This is a genomic window from Paraburkholderia tropica (assembly GCF_914484835.1).
GTDB classification, from domain to species: Bacteria; Pseudomonadota; Gammaproteobacteria; order Burkholderiales; family Burkholderiaceae; genus Paraburkholderia; species Paraburkholderia tropica_A.
Window position 1 is genome coordinate 139610 of sequence record NZ_CAJZAR010000049.1, and the last position, 15847, is coordinate 155456.

Here is a 15847-nt window from a genome sequence, read left to right on the forward strand (position 1 = left end):
ACCATCCTGATGGTCCCCGGGCTGCGCGATCACGTCGCCGAACATTGGCAGACGCTGCTCGAACGCAAGCTGCCCAAGGCGGCTTCGGTGCCGCCGCTCGAACACGACAAGCTCGGCTGCGCGGCGCGCGTGGCCGCGCTCGACGCGGCGCTCGCGAAGATCGAAGGGCCGGTGATTCTCGTGGCGCATAGTGCGGGCGTGATGATCACGGTGCACTGGGCGCAGTGGTGCCGCCGCCAGATTCACGGCGCGCTGTTCGCCGCGCCCGCCGATCTGGAAACGCCGTTGCCCGCCGGGTATCCCGCGATGGACGCGCTGGCCATCAATGGCTGGCATCCGCTGCCGCGACAGGCTCTGCCGTTTCCGAGCATCGTCTGCGCGAGCCGCAATGATCCGCTCGCGTCGTTCGAGCGCGTCTCGGCCATGGCGGACGACTGGGGCAGCCGTCTCGTCGACCTGGGCGACGTCGGTCATCTGAACCCGGCCTCGGGTTTCGGCGACTGGCCGATGGCGCAGTTGCTGATCGACGAACTGGTCTGAAAACACGCGCCGTTGACGGCGTGATGCTATGGTTTTTAATTTGGATTGCTGATTAAAGGTGGGGCGAATGCAACGTGAAATTCAGATCGGCACACTCGACGGCCTCGCGCCGGGCGAGCGCAGATTGGCCTTCGTCGACGGGCGCAGCATTGCGATCTTCAATATCGAAGGCACGCTCTGCGCCATCGACAACGCATGCCCCCACAACGGCGCAGCACTGGCCGGAGGCCAGCTCGAAGGCAGCGTGCTGCGCTGTCCCGCGCATGGCCTGCGTTTCGACTTGCGCACGGGCCGCATGGCGGGGGCCGGCGGACTGTGCCTCACGACGTTCCCGGTCGAGGCCGTAGACGGGACATGGAGGGTCTGCATCGACGATCCCGTAGCGCCCGGCCCGGCGGCTTAGCCAGCGCCGAAAGCCGGACCTGAACCTGAGAGACAAGCAGTTATATTTCCCACAATAACCCCAAGACCTACGGTGCCGCCACGACAGCGCACGCGGATGTTTCTGGAGGAGACGACGAAATGAAAGTGAAGTTGAGCAGCCTGGCAGCGTTGGCCTTGTTCGCCACGGCCGCCCATGCGCAGTCTTCGGTCACGCTGTACGGCGTGATCGATAGCGGATTCCTGTACCAGAGCACCTCGGCGGCCACGTTCCTGCCTACTGCGAAGAACCAGGGGCATACGTATCAATTGAAGGACGGGGGCATCTATTCGAGCTTCTGGGGCATGAAGGGCAGCGAAGACATTGGCGGCGGCTACAAGGTCAACTTCAAGCTGCAAGGAACGTTCAACAGCACGAACGGCAAGTTCGGGCTCTCCGATACGCCGGGCACGACCGCGATCTTCAACCAGTTCGCGACGATCGGGGCGTCGGGGCCGTTCGGCACGTTCGACGCCGGCCGCCAGATCATCCCGATGATCTACGCGATGGCGGAGACCGACGTTCGCGGCGCGCAGTATTTCGGCAGTATTCTCACGGCCTGGCTGGGCATGAACCAGGCCGCGGGCTGGACCGGCACGAGCACGAACGCGCCGATCGGCGCGCTGTACGACAGCAATGCGCTCGTCTATACGTCGCCGAAATTCCATGGCGCGTCGTTCGCGCTCGAATATGCGCCGGGCGGCGTGGCAGGGCATTTCCAGGGCGGAACGCGCGAATCGGCCGTGCTCAAGTATTCGAACTATGGCCTGAATCTCTCGGCGGTTTACTACAACGGGCACGACACCAATCCGTTTCCGTTGACCTATCCGGCCGCACCGGCAGCCGCGGCGACCGGCGTGGACAACAATCGCTTCTACTACTTCGGCGCGATGTACACGATCTCCGGGTGGTCGGTGTCCGGTTCGTATGCAATCGGCAGGAATCCTGAGAAAAGCAATCTCGTCGACTACGAAATGGCATCGGGCGGTATCGGCTACCAGTTCGGCCCGCGCTTCAAGGTCACGTCCGGTTTCTACTACCTGAAGGACCGCAATCACTCGGCGAATCATTCGACCGAAATCGCCATCGGCGCCGAATACAACCTGTCCGTGCGGACCAAGGCCTATGCCCAGGTCGGCTACGTGGACAACAAGGGGACGATGAACCAGACCATTATCTACGGCGCGCCGGTTGCGCCGGGCGTCTCGACCACGGCGGCCATGATCGGCCTCCGGCACAACTTCTGATCCAGCCATGCTGATCAAGCGGAGCAAAAAACTGATGAAAACATCCACGGTATTCGGGCTGGCGGCGGCCTCGATCGTCGCGATCTCGCTGAGCGCGTGGTCGCAAACGCCGGCAACGGCCAGTGACGCGGCGGTCGGCGCGTCCGGCGCCAGCGCCAGCGCGCCGACGGGCAGGAAAGCCGATCGCGCGCTGCGCAGGAAGGTCTATGCGGAGATCGTGAAGGTCAAGGAGATTCGCGCGGGCGATATCAGCGTGAGCGCGAAGGATGGCGCGGTGACCTTGAACGGCACCGTGACCGATGCGGCGCAGATTCCGAAAGTCGAAGCGATTGCGCGAGGCGTGCCCGGCGTCGTGTCGGTGACCAACAAACTGACGGTGAAGAAGCCGTTTGGCGGCATGTGACGCGTTCGTTCGCGTGACGTCGTAGTTGGGTCATGGCTGTGGCGGGGAATGTCCTCGCCACGGCCTTTTTTTATGGCTTGTCGGACTGCGGCGCCACCAGGTCGTCATAGCCTTTCAGGCGATAGATCACAAACGACGCGACCCACGAAAAAATGAACACGCCGATGATGATGAAACCGAGGTTGTTGAAGTTGTCGTTGAGGCTGCCGATGATGTCCCAGAAGCCGCCGGTCAGGTTGAAGTGGTCCGCGAGCAGCCCGAGCGTTTCGATGCCGCCGATCAGCACCGCCACCGCGACCGAAACGAGCGTGATCGTGAGGTTGTAATAGAGCTTGCGGATGGGGCGCACGAAGGCCCAGTCGTAGGCGCCGAGCATCAGGATGCCGTCGGTCGTGTCGACGAGCGACATGCCCGCTGCGAACAGCACGGGAAACACGAGCACCACGCCCATCGACACGCCTTGCGCCGCCTGGCTCGCGGAAATGCCGAGCAGGCTCACTTCGGTCGCGGTGTCGAAGCCGAGTCCAAACAGAAAGCCGAGCGGCAGCATCCACAGCGGTCGCGAAACGAGACGAAACAGCGGGCGGAACAGACGCGAAAGCAGGCCGCGGCTATTCAGCAGCAGATCGAGATCGTCGTTGTCGTAACGCTCGCCGCGTCGGACCTTGCCGAACGCGCGCCATACGCCGCGCAGAATCACGATGTTCATCGCGGCGATCAGAAACAGAAACAGCGCGGAGACGCTCGTCGAGATGACCCCGCCGATATCTTTCCAGGCCTCGAAGCGGCTCTCCAGCGCCGCCGCGGTCGCCGCGACGGCGATCGCTACGAGCAGCACCACGGCCGAGTGGCCGAGCGCGAAAAAGAAGCCCACGGAGACCGGACGCTGGCCGTCCTGCATCAGCTTGCGGGTGACGTTGTCGATGGCGGCGATATGGTCGGCGTCGACGGCATGCCGCAAGCCGAATCCATAGGCGAGCAGGCCGGTGCCGAGCAACAGCGGCTGGGCGTGAAAGGCGATGAAGGCCCAGATCCATGCGCCGATATTGAATACCGCGAGCACGACGTAAATGCCGGCGACGCGGCGGCGAAGGGCTCCCGGCGCGGCGGCCGTTTCGAGAGCGATGGACATATGACAGTTCCTGAGGTCGGGGCTGTCCTGCAACGGACCACCGCACGAAGCCGTGGTTTGCGCATTGGGACACCCCGCCCGTTGCGGCTGCATGGACCTCGGTCGATGGCAGGTCTCCTGGCTTGCGGGTCACGGTTCCGATGCCGGCCTTCCCGGTTTCCCAGTGGCGCTCAATGGCACGAACTCGCCGCTTACAGTTGCGGGGGCAGCCGCAGACTCGACGCGGGGCGTCGTCACTGCGTTCCCTTTTGATCCCGTTGCCGGGAACCATCAGTGCGCAAGGGTAAAGGGCCGGGGGTTGCGCGTCAATTGCGAGGGGAGAAAAAAGCGCGTGGTCGGCTCGATGAATCGACGCGGTGGGCGTCTATCAACGCGCATCGGGCAGCAACCTCATCGACGGCAAGCGGGTTCCGGTTCAGGCGGAAATTGGATCGAGCACGAGTTTCATCGGCAATTCGGGGACGGGCGAGCGCCGCGAGTGCGAAGTCTCAATCCCGGCCCATGCGTTTGAAAATCGAAAGCAGGATGACGGGGATCGGTAGTGCAAGCAGCAAAATCCAGACGAGCACGTACACCGATTGCAGCCCGTCGTTTTGCAGGTTGACGAACAGTTTGACGGGCACGCCCTGGGGAAAATACGAAAACACCGCTGCAATGCCGAATTCACCAATGGTTCTCACCCAGGCAATGACGGCGCCCGTCGTGATTTCTCGCGCGGCAATCGGAAGATTCACGAGCCAGAATGTTTTCCACGGCGTGCAACCGAGATCTTGTGCCGCTTCCTCAAGCGTCGGCGGTATGTTTTCGAAAGCGGTTTTGGAAGACGTGATGAAATACGCCAGCCCGCCATAAATCTGCGCGACGATGAAAGAGGGTGTGTTGTTGTTGAGCGACAGGCCCAGATGAGCGAGAAGCGAGCCGATTGGCCCATAAGGACCATACGCACTGACGAGCAGAATGCCGGTTGCGAGCGACGGCGTGAGCAAGGAAAACAGCACGAGTGTCTCGACCGTCCGGGCCAGCCATCCTTTTGCTTTCGCGAGCCAGAATGAAAGCGGCGTGCCGATTGCGACGATGATCGCCAGTGCGCAGGTACTGAGGCTGAATGAAACACGCACGGCGTCCCAATCGCCGTAGGCCGCTTCGAGGCGGCCCCAATGTGTCTCCCAGATCAAGGCGAGCAACGGCACGGCAATAATGGCGAGCGCCGGAAGACGCAAAGCCCAGCCGAAAATGCGATGACGCTTTCGGCTGGGCGCAGTGAGGTGGGCAAGCATCGACCTAGTGCAGCGTATCGCCCTTCGGTTGTCCGTATCCTTTTTCCCTGAAAATGGCCTGCCCGCTGGGACTCAGGGCAAACGCGGCGAACTTCTGCGCTTCCTCGGGATGCAGTGCATTCTTCAGGATCGCGACATAAAACACGAGCGGCTGCGGCGTCAGTGTTTTTATGTCGCCTTGAGCATTGCGGATATCGAAAGAGACCGTGTTGTACCAGTCTTTCGCATAAGCCGGATTGCTCAAATTGATCTGATCGGGAAGCGGAATATAGGGCAGGCCGGCCGACTTGACGGCGCTTTCATATCCCGACGATGCGTCGACCTGACCCGCTTCCAGGCGAGTCAGCAGACCGCCTTCCGCAAAGACCTCCTGCGGATTCTCCACGTCGCCGAGAAGTTTTTTCTCGAGACCCGGTTGCCCGTAATAACGTTCGGCCAGCTTCATCGTGAAGATGATGTTCTGCCCTTGCGGATCGATCCTCGCGTCCGTTCGACCAAAGCGCAGGCCCGGTTGCGCAAGCACTTCCCACCACGGCTTCGCGCCGTTGGATTGACTGCTGGCGAGTTGCTGCGCGTAGGCGCTCCTCGGGTTATACGCGATCACCATGCTGGTGCTGGCCACGGGAATCGCTTCATCGATGAGTCCCGCGCGCTTCAGAATAGCCATCGGCCCTGGTGTGATGGAAAAGAATACGTCGGCGACCATTTTCTTCGACGCCAGAAGGCGGGCCATGCCATAAGCGCCTTCGCCTTGCCCCTGGTACTGCACGTTGTTCGCCTTCGCGAAGGCCGGCCCCAGGCCCTGATCCATCACGACACCCATCGAACCGGCATAGGTCACTCTCACGGTGTCTTCAGCATGTGCGGTTCCGAAAGACAGTGCGACGACTGCGGTGGACATCCACGCAGCGATACTTGATTTCATGCTATTCCTTATTCGTGTTTCACAAGCGAGAGGCCGTTAAGCCATCCTCAATGTAGAGTCTCGTCGTTGTATTGGACGATTACAGTTTGCGTATTTCGTATGGACCACAGTGGCGAATGGGATGGAATTAACCAGGGCGCTTCGTTGCCTATACACGTTCTTTCATCAAGAAAATGTTAAGGCGCGCGCGCTTGCGAATGCCTCATCGAAAAAGAAAATCGGAAGGAAATGGTAAGCTTCGTGCAAATAATTCCGATGCAAGAACAATGAGCAGCGAATGGGAAGAAGATGACGGGGAAAGCGGCGAGCGGGAAGAGGCTGCGCCGGAACTGGTCGGTCCTCGATTGCCGTCTGTGAGTGGGATTGCCTGGCGCGTGTATCCGCGCCGCCGCGTGAGCGCAGACGGATTGCGCGGCACGATGGAGCACCGCGCCAATGTGCTCTTTGGTCACGAATTACCGCGTGATCCCCAGGCGGGATTGAGTTTCAAGCGAACGACGCCTGCGCCATTTCAGATCGTGCCATCCGAATTCCTGCGCCGCGCCCAGCGGATGCGGCCGGAAGATCCGCAAGCCACCGTATCGGCATTCTCGCAATGGATCTATTCGCTTTACGCCTCTGCATACGGCGACGAAGAAGATCGCGAACGCGGCAAGGCGCGCGAACCGTTGATTTACCAGACGCGATTGCAGGGGCAAGGCGGCGTCCATAACGGCTTTCTACGCAGCATCGGCTCGGAGTGGCGGCTGATTCACAATGGGCTGCACATGCCCGGTCAGGATCATGTCGATTACTTCACCATCGACTCATTGCGCGTGAACGGTGAGGCGTTGCGAGCGGCGCCCGACCTGATTTATCGGCATCCGCGCTTCAACGAAGTCATGGTGGTGGAGATCAAAAACTCCTGGATGACCATTCCGTCGAATCTGTGGCCCAATATCTGGGGGCAACTCTGGTGCTATGCGCAACTCGACGTTGCCCGAAACGCTAATCGGGTGACGGTTGTTGGCGAGGTGTGGGGCGAGCACAAGATCTGGGTCGGGCGCGGCCGCAAGCGCGAGGAGTATGAATCCGTTTATCTCCGCGCATGCGAGCGCCGCGATCCTCGCGCGCCGGCCTATGACCGGTTCTTTCGCGCGTTATTCGACGTTTACTCTGGACGCGGTGGGATTTAATCGGTCCTTGATCAATCCTCCATGATGGCCGTAATTCTGCCCTCACGAATCGCCTTGATGAATTCCCGATAATCCCGTTTGTTCTGCGAACTGTATTCCGTGGCGAATTCGGTAATGGCATCGTCGAAGGTCTGACCGGATCCCATATAACCGGCAATGGCGGCGGCATCGCCCGAACGCGCGTGCGCACGCGCGAGCGCGTGGGCGCACATGCGTCCGTATTGGCGGAGCATGCCCGTATCGAGCGATTCGATCACCACCGACATTTTCATGTCGCGCAATTGCCGGAGATAAAAATCGCGCCCATTCTTTCCCCGGCACCAGCCGAGGAAAACATCGCTGGCGGACTGCATGATGCGCTGCCCCGCAATCACGCGCTGGCCATGATTCGCATGCAGACTCTTTCCCGCATAGGCTTCGAGCACCGACGCCTTCGCCTCCTTGACCTGCAGAAATAGCGGGTCGTTGTCGGAGGCCATGAACAGGCCGACCGCGCACATCGTCCCGACGCTGCCCACGCCCACCACCTTGATCGCCAGATCGACGAATGTGAACCGGTCGAACAGCACGCGCACGTGCTCGGCCAGGCTCTCCCGATACGAGGCGATCGCCTCGGCATAGCCCGATTCGAGTCCGGGGACGCTGTCGCCCGTGGGATGGTAAATCAGCGGCGGCTCGTCCTTGATGCGCGGATGGCCGCCTGCCTCCGTGACGAGCTTCGGATAGAGGTGGTCGGGAACCGTCTTGCGCCGCTCGGTTTCGATGCGCTGGGCGATGCGCTTGCGCACCCTCTCCACGACGGCGGGATCGCCCGCGCGGTCCTCGTACTTTTGCAGATCGATGCGCTCGTACCAGACATCGAGCGCGCGCATGGACGCATAGTCGAGCATCCGCTCGCGATATTCGCGCGCGAGGTCGGTGGTCACGCGCAGAATGTCGCTGTAGGGCAGTTCCAGATGCTGCGCGGCGATCACGACGCTCGCGGCAAGACGCTTCAAATCCCATTCGAACGGCGCGGGCAGCGTCTCATCGAGATCGTTGATGTCGAAGATCACGTTGCGTTCCGGCGTCGCGAATCCGCCGAAGTTCATCAGATGCGCGTCGCCGCATGCCTGCACGCGCAGGCCGCTGGTGGGCGTCGTCGCGAGGTCCGCGGCCATCACCGCCGCCGCGCCGCGATAGAACGCGAAGGGCGACGCCGCCATGCGGCCGAAGCGAACCGGAATCAGGCCCGGAATGCGGCCTTCGTTCGAGGCTTCGAGCAGTTCGACCAGATCGGGGCGCGGCTCCGGTGTCTTCCACCCGGCCTGGGACGAGCGGGGCACCGCGTCGCGCAGGGTCCGCCCCTGTGCGGCCCGTTCGTCCGGCGAGCTGTAAGCGGGCGCCGGCGTGCCGTGTTGCTGCGCGTTTTTGCGTGAAATGGCCTTGTCCACGACATCTCCCATCAGGTAGGTCAGCGCAGTAGAGGTCACGCCTCCAGACGGCGTGACAGGCCGGGAGCGATGGCTCGAACGGCGTCGATGTTCGCAAACCGTCGTCGAACGCGATACTGGCGGCTGGATCTTATGGTGGCGCGGCGGGATTTTGAGTCAATCGGACGTTGGTCCTATGGCCGTTGACCGGTCGCGCACGGCGACGATAACGGCGGCATGGCAGCGCATTGACATTGCTGCATCGCGTTTCGGCTGCGTGAACTGCGCAGCCGAAGCGATATGGAAGGGGGCGTCGTGTTCGGCGCGATCAGCGCGCGTGTGTGCGTGTGAGGACGCCTGCGCGCACCGCTTCGCGCCCAACGCTTACGCGTAAATGATCTTGATGCCGAGCTTCGTGACCCAGTCGGCGAATTCCGCGTCCAGGCCTTCGTCGGTGATCAGATAGTCGATCTGGTCCATCGCGCCGAACGTGGCGAATTCGCGCTTGCCGAACTTCTTCGAATCGGCGAGCAGATAGACCGTTTTCGCCGCGTCGATCATCGCGCGCTTCACGTGCAGGTCGATGAAGTCGGGATACGAAATGCCCGATTCCATGGCGACGCCGCCCGCCGCGAGAAAGAGCTTGTCGACGAACATGCCTTCGAAAAACGTCGACGCTTTCTCGCCCGACACCGCAATCGTCTCCGCCTTGAAGATGCCGCCCGTGAGCATCACGCGGTTGGTCGGCTCGGCGCCCAGCAGGATCGCGATATTCAGCGCGTTGGTGACGATGCGCAGGTTCTGGCGGTCGAGCAGATTCTTCGCAAGCTCGGTCGTCGTCGCGCCGCAATCGAGAATGACCGCGTCGCCGTTCGCGATCAGCGTCGCCGCCTTGCGCCCGATCTGCGCCTTTTCCTCGCTCGTCGGCAGGATGCTGGCGCTCGGCAGTTTCTGGGCGGGCTCGGCTTGCGCGGTCTTGAGGCGCACGTTGCCATGGACGCGTTCGACGTGTCCGAGGCGCTGCAGCTCGTCAATGTCCTTTCGAATGGTGGGCATCGAAACGCCGAATTCGCTGGAAAGCTCGGAAAGCTTGACCAGCTTGGCCGCCTGCACCTTTTCGAAAATCTTCTCTGTTCTGGTCCTTTGGTCCATGTTTTTTCCCTGCAAGCCACCCGCCCCGCAAATCCGCACGTTACGGCCTGTATTTTGCCCGATTCGAGGCCGTACCGCGACCGGCCTGGTGTTTTCCCTGTTTGCTTTGATTTCTCTTTGACTTTCGATAGAAAGTAACAGAAACTCGATTTCACGCAAACAGGAAGTTCGGGAGCAGGGAATGGAAAACCCCTACAAGCAGTCTGGCGAGCCGCTGCACAGGCGGGCGCAGGAAATCCGCAAGAAGATTTGCACGATGAATTCGGCGGCGAAAAGCGGTCATACGGGCGGCGACATGTCGGAAGCGGACATCCTCGCGGCGCTCTATTTCCATGTGCTGCGCTACGAGGTGCAGGCCGACCGCACCGTGAAGTGGCAGGACGAGTTCATCCTCAGCAAGGGGCACGGCGTGGGCGGCCTCTATTCCTGCTTCGCGGAACTCGGCTGGATCGAGGGCGCCGAGCTGCCCACTTATTTGCAGGACAATTCGCGGCTGCCGGGCCATCCGGTGCGGCAAAAGCTGCCGACGCTCGTGACCGTCAATACCGGCGGCCTGGGCCATGGCCTGCCGATCGCGGCGGGTCTCGCGATGGCGAAACAGCGCCACGCGGAACAATCGGAAGGTCCGACGGGGCGCGTGTTCGTGCTGACCGGCGACGGCGAACTGGAGGAAGGTTCGAACTGGGAAGCCGCCATGGCGGCCGCGCACTTCGAACTGTCGAACCTCGTGGTGATCGTCGACCGCAACCGTCTGCAACTCGCCGATTTCACCCACAACATCATGGACCTCGACCCGCTCGACGAGAAATTCCGCGCGTTCGGATTCGAAGTTCACGACGTCAATGGAAACAATTCCGATGCAGTTTGGAAACTAATCGAAAGTCTCGACTACGCCAATCGCAAGCCGAAAGTGCTGATTGCGCACACGATCAAGGGTCGCGGCGTGTCGTTCATGGAGAACGTGCCGGCCTGGCATCACAAGTTCCCTGACGAGAAACAACTCAAGCAAGCACTGGAGGAGCTGGACCATGCGTGATTCCGCCGATTTGCGCGATGGCGCGGTGAGCGCGCTGAGCCGCCTGACGGCCGCGGGCCAGGACATCATCGTGATGGTGGCCGACTCCACGTCCACTTCGAAGATCGGGCCGTTTCTCGAAAGCTGGCCCGAGCGCGTTATCAACGTGGGCATCGCCGAGCAGAACATGGTCGGCATGGCCGCCGGTCTCGCGCTGGGCGGGCACATCGTGTTCACGGCCAACGCCGCGCCGTTCCTCGTGGGCCGCGCGAACGAGCAGGTCAAGAACGACATCTGCTACAGCGCGACCAACGTGAAGATGCTCGGCCTGAACGCAGGCGTGGCCTACGGTCCGCTGGCGTCGACCCACCATGCCATCGACGACATCTCGATCATGAGCGGCTTCGGCAACGTGCAGATCTTCGCGCCGTGCGACGAAGCGGAAGTGGTGCAGGTGATCGACTACGCCGCCGCCGTCGACGGCCCGGTCTATATCCGCCTCGACAACGCGAAATTCCCCGTGGTCCACGACGCGTCGTATCGCTTCGAGCCGGGCCGTCCCGATGTGCTGATCGAAGGCCGCGGCGTCGCCGTCATCGCGCTGGGCTCGGTGGTCGGCGAGGCGCTCGAAGCCTGCGAGCGTTTGCAGCAGCAAGGCATGAATCCGACGCTCGTGAATCTCTCGTCGCTGCGCCCGCTCGATCAGGACGCGCTCGCCACGATCATCGAGCGGCACGACGCCGTGGTCACCGTCGAGGAACATTCGCTGCATGGCGGGATCGGCGCGATCGTCGCGATGCTGATGGCGCGCCGCCAGATTCCGCGCCGCCTGACCACGCTCGGCGTGACCGAGGGCGAATTCGCGCACTACGGCACGCGCAAGGGCATTCGCCGCCATTACGGTATCGACGCCGATGGCATTGCCGAAGCGGTGCAGGCACAATCCGCGCGCTGAGCCGCGCGACGCATCGGACAGCATCCAATTTCAGCCCCGAGAGGCACAGGAAGGAGACGGAAAAGTGAGCATTCAATATGACATGTCGCTGCGCCACGGCGTCGATTTCGACTTTCGTCTGGACGGCAAGGTCGCGGTCGTGACGGGCGGCCTCGGCGGCATCGCCATGGCGACCAACGCAGCGCTGATCGCGAAGGGCGCGCGCGTCGCGATCCTTTATCCGGCGTTCGAGGAGCCGCGCGTGCAGGCCGCGGTCGAGGAACTGGGCGCGGCCAACGCGAAGGCCTTCGCCTGCGACGTCGCCAACGAAGCGGATGTCGAGCGCGCCATCAAGGCGGCGGTCCAGCACTTCGGCGACCTCCATCTGCTCGTGAACGCGGCGGGCTGCATCACGCTCACGCCCGCCGTGGACATCGGCTTCGACGAATGGCAGAAGCAGATCGGCGTGAATCTCACTGGTCCATTCCTCTGCTCAAAACACTTCGCGCGCCATGTGCTCGCGAGCGGCCACGGCGGCAAGATCGTCAATATCGCCTCGCAGGCGGCGACGGTCGCGATCGATCAGCACTGCGCCTACACGTCGGCGAAGGCGGGTCTGATCGGCATGACCAAGGTGCTCGCGAAGGAATGGGCCGCGCGCGGCATTACCGTGAATACGGTCTCGCCGACCGTGGTGCTGACGCCGATGGGCGCGGCGGCGTGGGACGGCGAAAAAGGCGAGAACATGAAGAAGCTGATTCCGGTGGGCCGCTTCGCCTACACCGACGAAATCGCCGCCGCCATTCTGTTCCTGCTGTCGAACGGCGCCGACATGATCACGGGCGCCGACATCATGATCGACGGCGGCTACACCATTTGCTGACACGGCAGGTCTGGTGCGGACCCGCGCGATGCGGGCCGCTTCATGAAAAAAAGACGTTCAATCCGGAGACAAAACATGTGGAAGAAGCTTGCACTCACGGCCGCGGTCGCCGCCACCTGCGTGGCTGCCCTGCAACCCGTCAACGCGCTCGCGGCGGGTAAAGGCACCATCGCGATTCTCGTGAATGCGCTCGACAACCCGTACTACGCGGCGGAAGCGAAGGGCGCGGAAAAGGAAGCGAAGAAGCTCGGCTACGACACGATCGTGCTTTCACATGGCGAGGACGTCAACAAGCAGAATGAACTGGTGAATCTCGTTATCGGCAAGGGCGTGAAGGGCATTATTCTCGACAATGCCGATTCGAATTCCAGCGTTGCCACGGTTCGGACTGCAAAAGAGAAGCACGTGCCCGTGGTGCTGATCAATCGCGAGATTCCGAAGGACGGCATCGCCATCGCGCAACTGAGCCACAACAATCTCGAAGCGGGTTCGGAAGTCGCGCAGCGCTTCGTCGAAGCCATCGGCGAAAAGGGCGAATATGTCGAATTGACCTGCAATCTCGCGGACAAAAATTGCGTGACGCGCTCGCAGGCATTTCATCAGGTGCTCGATCAGTATCCCGACCTGAAGATGGTCGCGCGCCAGGACGTGAAGGGCGCGCTGCTGCCGGCCAAACAGGCGATGGATTCGATTCTTCAGGAGCATCAGCATATCAAGGGTGTGATCGCCGGCAACGGTCCGGCAGCGCTGGGCGCGATTGCCTCGCTCGATTCGGCCAATCGCAAGGACGTGATCGTCATGGGCATCGACGGCAGCAACGACGAACGCGACTCGATCCGCGCGGGCAAGCTGAAGGCGACCGTCATGCTCCAGGCGCAAGGCATCGCGCAGCACGGCGTCGATCTGCTCGACAAATACATCCGTACCGGCGCGACGGGCGAACCCGAGCGTCAACTCACGCGCGGCATTCTGATCACGAAAGACAACGCCTCCAAGGTGAACGATTTCTACTACACCAAGTAAAAGCATTTCGGTGTCACGCGGGCGCGGCCGGCAAAGTGTGGCATGCGCCGCGCCCGTGGAAGTCTTCAAGTGAGGTCGTCATGGTTGATTCGATTTGCACCGTGGTACGAAGCCAGGGTGGTCGTGCCGCGAAAAGCTGGCTCGTTGTGCTGGGTGTCGCCTCGCTGGCGGGCTGTCATGTCGTGACGGATCAGGAACTGGCCGCGATACGCGCGCAAGGCCAGCATCACGGACCCGATCCGGTCGCGATGTTCAATGAGCAGATGATTCCCTACGCCGACAAGAACGCCAAACCGGCGGCCCAGGTCATCGGCGCGCTCAGCCAGAATTTCGACGACGCCTGCAAGCAATACGGCGTGCGGCAAAGCTCGGCATTCCCCTGCAATTTCTGGATTCGCGTGCAAGGCAAAGTCACGCGTATCGACACCACCTCGCGCGTCGGCCGCGCCTATGTGGACGTGACGCCCGCGAGCGGCGGCGAGCCGGTGCACGTCGCGCTCGAAACCGGCCCGGTCGTGATCGGCACCGGCGTGCGCGACGGTTTCCCCGGCGTGAAATACGGCGACTTCGACGATCAATCGAAGTTCGCGGTGTTCGGTCAGGCAATCAACAAGCTCGTCGTGGCACGCGCGCAGGAATCGCTGAAGCTCAAGGTCGGCCAGACCGTGGATGTCGCGGCCGTCTATAGCAGCTGGAGCGAACCGGCAGGCGAAATTCGGGCGATACCGGTGGCATGGAAATGAGCGAAACGATCGAAGCGAACGAGTCGCGGCTCGCGAACGCCGCGAATGTGATCGAGACGCGCGGGCTGTCGAAAATCTATCCCGGCACCGCGGCGCTCGTGGACGTCGATTACAAGGTTCGGCGCGGCAAGGTCAATGTGCTGATCGGCGAGAACGGCGCGGGTAAATCGACGCTGATGAAATTGCTCGCGGGCGCGGAAACCGCGACGTCGGGCGAGATTCATATCGACGGACAACTCGCGACGATTAGCGACGTGCGCAGCGCCGAGGCGCATGGCGTCGGCATCATCTTTCAGGAACTGAATCTCTTTCCCGATTTGAGCGTCGCCGAGAATATCTTCACCGGCAACGAATTGACGAGCGGCGGCGTGATTCGTTCGAAAGACGAAATTCATCAGGCGAAAATCCTGCTGGACCGCCTGCAGATTCCGATCAATCCGCGCACGCGTCTCGGCGATCTTTGCGTCGGTCAGCAGCAGCTCGTGGAAATCGCCAAGGCGCTGTCGCGGCACATCAAGGTGCTGATCATGGACGAGCCCACGTCGGCGCTCTCGCGGCACGAGGTGGAGATTCTCTTCAAGATCATTGGTCAGCTGAAAGAAGAAGGCGTGACCGTGATTTATATCTCGCACCGCCTTGAGGAAATCATGGCGATCGGCGACTGCATCACAGTGCTGCGCAACGGGCGGCTCGTCGCGGAAGACGATATTGCGAATATCGACATTCCCTGGATCATCGAAGCGATGGTCGGTTCGTCGAAAAAACGTTTCGCGTTCGAACAGCACGCGATCGGCAACGAGGTGCTGAAAGTCAGCGATGTTTCGCTCAAGCGCTCGAACGGCATTTACGCGGTCGATCATGTGTCGTTCTCGGTGCGCGCCGGCGAAGTGATCGGCATTTACGGACTCATGGGCGCGGGCCGCACCGAATTGCTCGAAACGCTATTGGGCGCGCAGCCGAACGCAGTGGGCGAAATCGAACTGGCCGGCAAGGCCATCGAGGATCTGCCGATTCCGAAGCGCATCGAAGCGGGCATCGCGCTGGTGCCCGAGGACCGCCAGAAGCAGGGCATGATCCAGCTGATGTCGATACTGGAAAACATGACCTTGTCGAGTCTCGGCAAATTCGCGAACCGGCTGAAATTCGGCGCGCTCAAGCGCGAGAAGCAGGTCGAAGCGGCCGACGATATCGTCAAGCGGCTCGCCATCAAGGCCGCTTCGGTGGACGCGCCGATCACGTCGCTCTCCGGCGGCAACATGCAGAAGGTGGTGATCGGCAAGGCGCTGCTGACGTCGCCGAAAGTGCTGCTGATGGACGAACCCACGCGCGGTATCGACGTGGGAGCGAAGGAAGACGTCTACAAGACGATCAGCCTGCTCGCGAAGTCCGGCATTGCGGTTATCTACGCGACCTCCGAACTCGACGAAGCCGTGGCGGTTTCCAATCGGGTCTTCGTGATGGCCAGCGGCAAGCTCACGGCCATCATGGAGCGCTCGCAGTTTGACAGCGAACGCATCGTGCGCGCATCGACACCGGCCACGGCAGTGGTCTGAGGCAACCGAGGT

At 61.8% G+C, this 15847-nt stretch carries 16 protein-coding genes and 1 riboswitch; of the genes, 11 read left to right on the forward strand and 5 right to left on the reverse strand.

Annotated features, from left to right (window positions below; all coding sequences use genetic code 11):
- The first annotated feature begins 9 nt into the window (after positions 1 to 9).
- The 4 genes from LDO54_RS16810 to LDO54_RS16825 all read left to right on the forward strand — a co-directional run bounded on the left by LDO54_RS16810 (position 10) and on the right by LDO54_RS16825 (position 2611).
- Positions 10 to 540: an RBBP9/YdeN family alpha/beta hydrolase gene (locus LDO54_RS16810; RefSeq protein WP_405044935.1), complete on the forward strand. Its 531-nt coding sequence runs from the start codon at positions 10 to 12 to the stop codon at positions 538 to 540.
- 67 nt (positions 541 to 607) lie between these two features.
- A complete protein-coding gene (locus LDO54_RS16815) occupies positions 608 to 943 on the forward strand; it encodes a Rieske (2Fe-2S) protein (protein WP_224011820.1) in 336 nt (111 codons plus the stop codon).
- A 119-nt stretch (positions 944 to 1062) separates the two neighbouring features.
- The gene (locus LDO54_RS16820; protein WP_224011821.1) at positions 1063 to 2208 is read left to right on the forward strand and encodes a porin; all 1146 of its coding nucleotides are present in this window, start codon (positions 1063 to 1065) and stop codon (positions 2206 to 2208) included.
- A 34-nt stretch (positions 2209 to 2242) separates the two neighbouring features.
- On the forward strand, positions 2243 to 2611 hold the full coding sequence (locus LDO54_RS16825; protein WP_224011822.1) for a BON domain-containing protein: 369 nt from the start codon (positions 2243 to 2245) through the stop codon (positions 2609 to 2611).
- A gap of 70 nt (positions 2612 to 2681) precedes the next feature.
- Here the strand turns inward: LDO54_RS16825 and LDO54_RS16830 are convergent, their stop codons facing one another.
- The 3 genes from LDO54_RS16830 to LDO54_RS16840 form a co-directional block, all read right to left on the reverse strand.
- Positions 2682 to 3743: a HoxN/HupN/NixA family nickel/cobalt transporter gene (locus tag LDO54_RS16830; RefSeq protein WP_224011823.1), complete on the reverse strand. Its 1062-nt coding sequence runs from the start codon at positions 3741 to 3743 to the stop codon at positions 2682 to 2684.
- 90 nt (positions 3744 to 3833) lie between these two features.
- A riboswitch (cobalamin riboswitch) is annotated at positions 3834 to 4030 on the reverse strand.
- A 201-nt stretch (positions 4031 to 4231) separates the two neighbouring features.
- Entirely contained in the window at positions 4232 to 5020 is a 789-nt protein-coding gene (locus LDO54_RS16835; RefSeq protein WP_224011824.1) for an ABC transporter permease subunit, read from the reverse strand.
- 4 nt (positions 5021 to 5024) lie between these two features.
- A complete protein-coding gene (locus tag LDO54_RS16840) occupies positions 5025 to 5945 on the reverse strand; it encodes an extracellular solute-binding protein (protein ID WP_224011825.1) in 921 nt (306 codons plus the stop codon).
- 266 nt (positions 5946 to 6211) lie between these two features.
- Between LDO54_RS16840 and LDO54_RS16845 the strand changes: the two genes are divergently transcribed.
- Positions 6212 to 7120, forward strand: a complete 909-nt coding sequence (locus LDO54_RS16845) for a hypothetical protein (protein ID WP_224011826.1) — start codon at positions 6212 to 6214, stop codon at positions 7118 to 7120.
- A gap of 11 nt (positions 7121 to 7131) precedes the next feature.
- Here LDO54_RS16845 and LDO54_RS16850 read toward each other — a convergent pair whose 3' ends face one another.
- Complete coding sequence (locus tag LDO54_RS16850; protein WP_224011827.1) at positions 7132 to 8553, reverse strand: DUF2252 domain-containing protein; 1422 nt, start codon at positions 8551 to 8553, stop codon at positions 7132 to 7134.
- 363 nt (positions 8554 to 8916) lie between these two features.
- The gene (locus tag LDO54_RS16855; RefSeq protein ID WP_224011828.1) at positions 8917 to 9684 is read right to left on the reverse strand and encodes a DeoR/GlpR family DNA-binding transcription regulator; all 768 of its coding nucleotides are present in this window, start codon (positions 9682 to 9684) and stop codon (positions 8917 to 8919) included.
- Between the two features lie 181 nt (positions 9685 to 9865).
- On the opposite strand from LDO54_RS16855, the gene LDO54_RS16860 reads away from it, so the two are divergent.
- The 6 genes from LDO54_RS16860 to LDO54_RS16885 all read left to right on the forward strand — a co-directional run bounded on the left by LDO54_RS16860 (position 9866) and on the right by LDO54_RS16885 (position 15835).
- Positions 9866 to 10720, forward strand: a complete 855-nt coding sequence (locus LDO54_RS16860; RefSeq protein ID WP_224011829.1) for a transketolase — start codon at positions 9866 to 9868, stop codon at positions 10718 to 10720.
- Positions 10713 to 11654 carry a transketolase family protein gene (locus LDO54_RS16865; RefSeq protein WP_224011830.1) on the forward strand — a complete coding sequence of 314 codons (942 nt, stop codon included), beginning with the start codon at positions 10713 to 10715 and terminating at the stop codon, positions 11652 to 11654. Before LDO54_RS16860 ends, LDO54_RS16865 begins: the two co-directional genes overlap by 8 nt.
- Positions 11655 to 11718: 64 nt before the next feature.
- The gene (locus tag LDO54_RS16870; RefSeq protein ID WP_224011831.1) at positions 11719 to 12516 is read left to right on the forward strand and encodes a GolD/DthD family dehydrogenase; all 798 of its coding nucleotides are present in this window, start codon (positions 11719 to 11721) and stop codon (positions 12514 to 12516) included.
- Between the two features lie 75 nt (positions 12517 to 12591).
- The gene (locus LDO54_RS16875; RefSeq protein WP_224011832.1) at positions 12592 to 13539 is read left to right on the forward strand and encodes a D-ribose ABC transporter substrate-binding protein; all 948 of its coding nucleotides are present in this window, start codon (positions 12592 to 12594) and stop codon (positions 13537 to 13539) included.
- An 80-nt stretch (positions 13540 to 13619) separates the two neighbouring features.
- Positions 13620 to 14282, forward strand: a complete 663-nt coding sequence (locus LDO54_RS16880; RefSeq protein ID WP_224011833.1) for a DUF2291 family protein — start codon at positions 13620 to 13622, stop codon at positions 14280 to 14282.
- Complete coding sequence (locus LDO54_RS16885; protein ID WP_224011834.1) at positions 14279 to 15835, forward strand: sugar ABC transporter ATP-binding protein; 1557 nt, start codon at positions 14279 to 14281, stop codon at positions 15833 to 15835. Before LDO54_RS16880 ends, LDO54_RS16885 begins: the two co-directional genes overlap by 4 nt.
- Positions 15836 to 15847: the final 12 nt, after the last annotated feature.

Coding starts and splice junctions, on each gene's coding strand:
- LDO54_RS16810 (WP_405044935.1), top strand. CDS start 10: ATGGTCCCCGGGCTGCGCGATCACGTCGCCGAACATTGGCAGACGCTG.
- LDO54_RS16825 (WP_224011822.1), top strand. CDS start 2,243: ATGAAAACATCCACGGTATTCGGGCTGGCGGCGGCCTCGATCGTCGCG.
- LDO54_RS16880 (WP_224011833.1), top strand. CDS start 13,620: ATGGTTGATTCGATTTGCACCGTGGTACGAAGCCAGGGTGGTCGTGCC.
- LDO54_RS16855 (WP_224011828.1), bottom strand. CDS start 9,684: ATGGACCAAAGGACCAGAACAGAGAAGATTTTCGAAAAGGTGCAGGCG.
- LDO54_RS16835 (WP_224011824.1), bottom strand. CDS start 5,020: ATGCTTGCCCACCTCACTGCGCCCAGCCGAAAGCGTCATCGCATTTTC.
- LDO54_RS16845 (WP_224011826.1), top strand. CDS start 6,212: ATGAGCAGCGAATGGGAAGAAGATGACGGGGAAAGCGGCGAGCGGGAA.
- LDO54_RS16875 (WP_224011832.1), top strand. CDS start 12,592: ATGTGGAAGAAGCTTGCACTCACGGCCGCGGTCGCCGCCACCTGCGTG.
- LDO54_RS16820 (WP_224011821.1), top strand. CDS start 1,063: ATGAAAGTGAAGTTGAGCAGCCTGGCAGCGTTGGCCTTGTTCGCCACG.
- LDO54_RS16840 (WP_224011825.1), bottom strand. CDS start 5,945: ATGAAATCAAGTATCGCTGCGTGGATGTCCACCGCAGTCGTCGCACTG.
- LDO54_RS16885 (WP_224011834.1), top strand. CDS start 14,279: ATGAGCGAAACGATCGAAGCGAACGAGTCGCGGCTCGCGAACGCCGCG.
- LDO54_RS16815 (WP_224011820.1), top strand. CDS start 608: ATGCAACGTGAAATTCAGATCGGCACACTCGACGGCCTCGCGCCGGGC.
- LDO54_RS16865 (WP_224011830.1), top strand. CDS start 10,713: ATGCGTGATTCCGCCGATTTGCGCGATGGCGCGGTGAGCGCGCTGAGC.
- LDO54_RS16860 (WP_224011829.1), top strand. CDS start 9,866: ATGGAAAACCCCTACAAGCAGTCTGGCGAGCCGCTGCACAGGCGGGCG.
- LDO54_RS16830 (WP_224011823.1), bottom strand. CDS start 3,743: ATGTCCATCGCTCTCGAAACGGCCGCCGCGCCGGGAGCCCTTCGCCGC.